The sequence below is a fragment of the Nocardia sp. NPDC004604 genome, assembly GCF_040609795.1.
Lineage (GTDB): Bacteria > Actinomycetota > Actinomycetes > Mycobacteriales > Mycobacteriaceae > Nocardia.
Genome location: NZ_JBEXLC010000275.1, coordinates 1 through 4,999 on the forward strand (window position 1 = coordinate 1; position 4,999 = coordinate 4,999).

The 4,999-nt window shown below is 67.5% G+C and carries 7 protein-coding genes; all 7 read right to left on the reverse strand.

From position 1 onward, the window contains the following. Positions 1–122: 122 nt before the first annotated feature. Complete coding sequence (locus ABZW16_RS42980; RefSeq protein WP_354961924.1) at positions 123–419, reverse strand: type VII secretion protein EsxR; 297 nt, start codon at positions 417–419, stop codon at positions 123–125. A gap of 87 nt (positions 420–506) precedes the next feature. Then, the gene (locus ABZW16_RS42985) at positions 507–800 is read right to left on the reverse strand and encodes a WXG100 family type VII secretion target (RefSeq protein WP_354961925.1); all 294 of its coding nucleotides are present in this window, start codon (positions 798–800) and stop codon (positions 507–509) included. A 92-nt stretch (positions 801–892) separates the two neighbouring features. Next, the gene (locus ABZW16_RS42990) at positions 893–1,765 is read right to left on the reverse strand and encodes an ESX secretion-associated protein EspG (protein ID WP_354961926.1); all 873 of its coding nucleotides are present in this window, start codon (positions 1,763–1,765) and stop codon (positions 893–895) included. After that, the gene (locus ABZW16_RS42995) at positions 1,762–2,748 is read right to left on the reverse strand and encodes a PPE domain-containing protein (protein WP_354961927.1); all 987 of its coding nucleotides are present in this window, start codon (positions 2,746–2,748) and stop codon (positions 1,762–1,764) included. Before ABZW16_RS42995 ends, ABZW16_RS42990 begins: the two co-directional genes overlap by 4 nt. A 34-nt stretch (positions 2,749–2,782) precedes the next feature. Continuing rightward, positions 2,783–3,106 carry a PE family protein gene (locus ABZW16_RS43000; protein ID WP_354961928.1) on the reverse strand — a complete coding sequence of 108 codons (324 nt, stop codon included), beginning with the start codon at positions 3,104–3,106 and terminating at the stop codon, positions 2,783–2,785. Between the two features lie 54 nt (positions 3,107–3,160). Then, complete coding sequence (locus ABZW16_RS43005; protein ID WP_354961929.1) at positions 3,161–4,621, reverse strand: hypothetical protein; 1,461 nt, start codon at positions 4,619–4,621, stop codon at positions 3,161–3,163. Between the two features lie 2 nt (positions 4,622–4,623). Beyond that, positions 4,624–4,941, reverse strand: a complete 318-nt coding sequence (locus tag ABZW16_RS43010; protein WP_354961930.1) for a type VII secretion target — start codon at positions 4,939–4,941, stop codon at positions 4,624–4,626. Positions 4,942–4,999: the final 58 nt, after the last annotated feature.

Sequence of the window (4,999 nt, forward strand, 5' to 3'; positions counted from 1 at the left end):
TCTATCCCCCTTTTTTATAATCTTTTTCCCTCCCCCCACGCTTTTCTCATCACCCCCCTTATGGGGGTGGGGGGTTCTTCTAAATTCCCCCCCCCCCCCCCACGCTATAACGCTGTGCGAACTCAGAAACCCGAGAAGCCGTCCGCGACGACACCGTCGGCCTGACGCGCACGATGCATCGCGTCGTTGACCGAGTCGTAGAGCTTCTGCAGCACGACCAGGTTGTTGTCGTACTCGTCGGACCAGTTCTTGAAGACGCCGTCGAAGGCGGCCTTTGCCTGATCACCCTGCAGGGCCTGGTGGAAACGCTTGGCCGTGTCGACCAGGTTGCTGGCCTCGTGGTTCAGATCCTTGTGCGCACCCTCTAGTTCATCATGCAATGCGGTCATAGTGGCGGGGTCGTAAAGAATGTCAACCATGTGTGAAACCTCGTTTCGAGTCTGGAATTTCTGATCGGAATCGCCTCGTCAGCGATCGACTCCGTAAAGTGGGCGCGAACCGCAGAATTAGGTCTGCTGGTCCATGCTCGTGATGGTGTGACCGCCCTTGTCGACGGCATCGCTCAGCGCGTTCAGCCTGCCCTTCAGGGTTTCAGCCTCGTTGTGCCATTCGGTCGCGGCCTTCAGGAACGACGCGTTCGCGTCACCCCTCCAGCCCGCCTTGGCGCGATCGGCCGAGTCCTCGATTTCCTGAATCTTGTTCTTGATCTGGTTGATCGCATCGTGCATGTCTGTGACGACATTCTTGTGCTGTGCGTGGTCCAGGGCGACGACGTCGCCACCGCCCATGAAGTTCACCATTTTCCGAACCTTTCCTCATCGTTGAATTCAATCTCGGCGATCAAAGTCCGATCGCCCGTCGAAATAGGAGATGCATACATATTTCGCAGGAATCAGTCCGTCAGCCACCTTCCCCCGGGCAACATCTCGACCACCGTGGAAAGAGCTTCCGCGATTCGACGATCGGTACCCGGTGCGACGGTGGACCAAAGCTGCTGGTCCGGCGCAATTCCCGCGGTGACGAGAACTCGCCCGCGGCCGGTTTCGTAAATGGCGATCGCGCCGGGCGAACGGATTGTCGAACCGTCCTCGTGCGCATAGGCCACTATTTCGGCATAACCGCGGCAGGATGCGAATGCCAGGCCCAATACCGTGGCATCGCGGTCGGCGACACCGAGCGCATAAAGGGCATCGGCGTAATCGACGGCCGTGGTGGATTCGTCCAGTCGCTGGGCCAGTTCGTCGGCCGGGGCGCTGAAAGTCGCCACATCCGCAGGCGTGCCCGCGCCCAGTGCCTGCAGCAGCGGGCGGGCCAGCGCGGTGCCCGAGCCGTCGGACCAGATCGCCTCGATGTCGAAGCTGTCGCCGGTGCGCACGGCCGCGGCATGCTGTTCGCCGCGCCGGGCCACGCAGACGCGTACCACCCTGGCGGATGGTAAGCCGGCGGGGCGGGTGAGCTCAGTCGGCTGCTCGGGCGTGGATTCCGGTTCGGCGTCCGCGGATTCCGGTGCGGTGGCATAGATCCGGGCGACGATCTCGCGATCCGGCTGAGACAACGCGAACAACGCCAGAGCCAGTTCGGATTCCACTTCGCCATAGGGGTCGAGGACACCGGCGGCGGTCAGGTCCGCGGTCGCCCGCTCCTGCGCATCGCGCCAGTCGTTATACGAATCATGTTGCGGCGCAACGGCGAGCACCACCGGCAGAGTTTGCACCCCGAGGCGCTTGGCCACCGCGAACAGACCGTCGTTGGTCAGCGTCGTCATGGCGCACCCGTACCGGTAGCACCCGGCTCGACCGGCGGAGCCGGTGCGGCCACCCCGCCCAATACCGCGGGGGCGCTGACGATTCTGGTGTCCACGCCGAGTTCGTCACGGCCCGTGGTGGTTTCCTTGACGAGACCGGACCGATGCTCGGCCGCGGTGCCGCCGACCGGGGCACCCGCAGCCATCGGCGAGGCGATCGGACTGCTGCTCGCGGACGCGGTGGTCACCGGAGTCGACTGTGTCACCAGCGCTTCCGTGGTAGTCCGGGTCTGCGCCACCGAGGGCGCCCGATACACCGTCTGTACCGGCGGCATGGTGAACGTGGGCGGGGTGAAGTTCGGCATGGCCGGCAGCGCACCCAAGGACATCGTGGGCGTCGCGACCGTTTGGGCGGCAGCCTGTTCCGCGGCCAGCGCGATACCGGAGGTGAGTGCCGGCGGCGGTGCCTGCGTCCAGGGTTCGGCCAGCGGTTCGGTCGCCGCCTCGTAGGTGCGCATCACCCGCGACGCCGCGGCCTTCGCGACATCGGCGTCGGTTTCGGTGGTTGCCGCCACCGCCTTGATCGGGGCGCCGAGCGCGGTACCGATCTGCTCCAGCGAGCGCTGCACCGCCTCCAGGATGGCGATGTCGGCAGTGTTCGGCATCACCAGCCGGGCGATTTCGTAAGCGGCAGCCTGGCTCGCGGCCCGGGTGGCGTTGTTTGCCGCCTGGGCGGCGGCGTCGGCCAGCCAGTCTCGCAACTTGCTGATCCGCTCGTGCACCGCATTACTGCCCTGCGACTGCCAGGCATTCTGCAGCGCCGCGAGGATCTGCTGGTACTCGACGACCGCTGCACCGAAGGCGAGCGACAGCCGCGACCAGCTCGCGCCCGCCTCGGCCATCGGCACGGGACCCGGACCGGTGGTCAGCTCGCGCGCGAGCCGACCGGCCTCGCGCGCCTCCCAGACCACACCGGTGAACCCGGGCTGTGGTGACTCGATCATCGTCGGTAACCCTTTGTCCGAATCGCGCTGCGGCTCAGACCGATCGGGCGACGTGCGCGGCGCTGTCGCTATCGATCTGCTCATAGTGGCCGGCCTGGGCGCGCAGTGCGGCGGCCAGCTTCCGGATCTCCTGCACCCCGGCGGCGGCGCTGGTGGTGTAGGAGTCGGTGACCCCGTTCATGGACTGCGCCGCGCGCAACGACACCTCCTCCGCGCCCGCGGGCGCGACGGTCAGCGTGGGCTCAGCGGCTCGCAGCTCGTCCTCGAGCCGCTGCGCCAAGCCGTCCAGGCCGGCGGCCGCACCACGCGCCGCCGCGGGGTCGAAATACACCCCGTCGAAATTATCCGTACCGGCCATGACGACCTCCCTCATTTGTTATGAACTCAGGTCGGTGGGTCCACCGCCGGAGTGTTACAGCGTGAATTCCTTATCCGCCGGGGGTTCAGCGGTCTGCTTGCCTGCGGCGCCTACCACCGGCAGCGTGACCCCGACGACCGGGCCGACTACGGCGTCGCCGTTGCTGCCCGTCACCAGATTCGCCTGGTGCGCCGCCTGCCCGGTATCCCGCACGGCCGAGGCGGCGGCGCCGGCAGCACCGCCCGTCGGCAGCATGCCCGGCGAGGCACCGGACGAGACCGGGCTCGACATCGGCTCCAGTGCGGAAAGGTTTGCGGCCGCGGCCGTTTGGGTCGGTATGCGGGGCGCACCCGTGGCACTGGTGCCGGTCCAGGGGCTCAACGACGTGGCCGGGACGCCCAGTACCGGCATACCGCCGCCACCGACACCAGCACCACCGAGACCACCTGGCACGCCGCCCCCTCCGGGGAACGACGCGGGCGACATCGAATCGTTCTGCGTCGCATCGATCGACTTCGGCGCGCTGAGCGAGGTGTTCGCGGTCTGCAACTGCTGCGCGGCCCGGGCGCCGGTCTGCGCCACCTGTGCCAGCGGCTGCACCAGTTGCATGAGTTCTTGCAGACCTTGGGCATTGAGGCCCTTGGGCGCGCCGGTGATCGGGATCTTGGTACCGACGTGCGCCATATTCACCGAGTGCACGGCCATCTCGGCGCGCGTCTTACCCACCACCGCAAGGCCCTCGCTGATCGCCTCGATGGTCGAGGACAGCAGGAACGCCTGACCAGGCGGGGTAACCAGGAACGGCGCCACCATCGCGGTGGTGGTGGCGTACTGGCCCACCACACCCGCCATCAGCGCGTTCCCGGTGAACATCGAGAAGGCGGCGTTGCCGAGCACGGCCTGCTGACCGCCGCTCTGCGTGGCCAGCTCGCCGCCGTTCACCTGTGCGGCAGTGCTTTTGGTAGCGGCCGACTGGGCGCCGTCGCTCTGCCAGAGCTGCATCGCGATCTGCAGGGCCGTGGTGCCCAGCTGCATCACGATCTGCAGGCCCTGGGTGATGCCGTTGAGCACGTGCATCGGATCGATCGCGGGAGCCTGCCCGGCGACCGGGCCGGGCACGCCATTCGGGGGCATCGGCGCGGCGGAGTCCTGCGGGGTGCCGGGGGCGTCGGCACCATTGGGGGTGGGCAGGCCGTTGTGGGCCGGGGCGGCCTCGGGATTCGCTGCCGGGACCGGAGTTTGCGCGGGCGCGGCCGGCGCGTCATGGACGGCCGGGGTGCCGATCTGACCGGTGCCGAAGGCGCCCGCCAGATCGGTCAGCGGGCGCATCAGCGCGCCGATGTCCAGCGGCGGGAGCGGCGGCAGGCCCGGAAGCGGCGGTGCCGGCGGAATGATCGGCAGCTGAGGCAGGCCCATCTGATGCAGGATGTGACTCACGGGCTGGTCCAGCATCGTGGCGAGGTTGCTGCCCCGAAGCAGTTCCAGCACCGTGGGGTCGGGCGAAGGCTGCGACATCGTCAGGCCTGACGGCCGATGTCGTCCAGGTTCGCGGCCGAGCCGCCGTCGGTGTGCTCGTAGTGGGCCGCGGCCTCGTGCAACGTCAGCGCCGTGCCGGCGTGCACCGCGGCCAGCTCGTTCACCGAGGTGATGTGGTTGAGCTGCGCGCCCGCGTACGAGAACAGGAAATCCTGCCCCAACAAACCGAACACCGGCACCGCCGCAGCCATGGTGGCGGCCTGGTCGACGTTACCCAGCGCGGCCACGGTAGTGGCCATCGTCGCCGAGGCGTTCCCGAATTCACGAATCGCGTCGGGTGTCGCTGCGATCCTGTCCATCGAAACTCCACTCCTAATAATGGCTGTCGATCCACAGTGCATCGTAAACATACCGGAC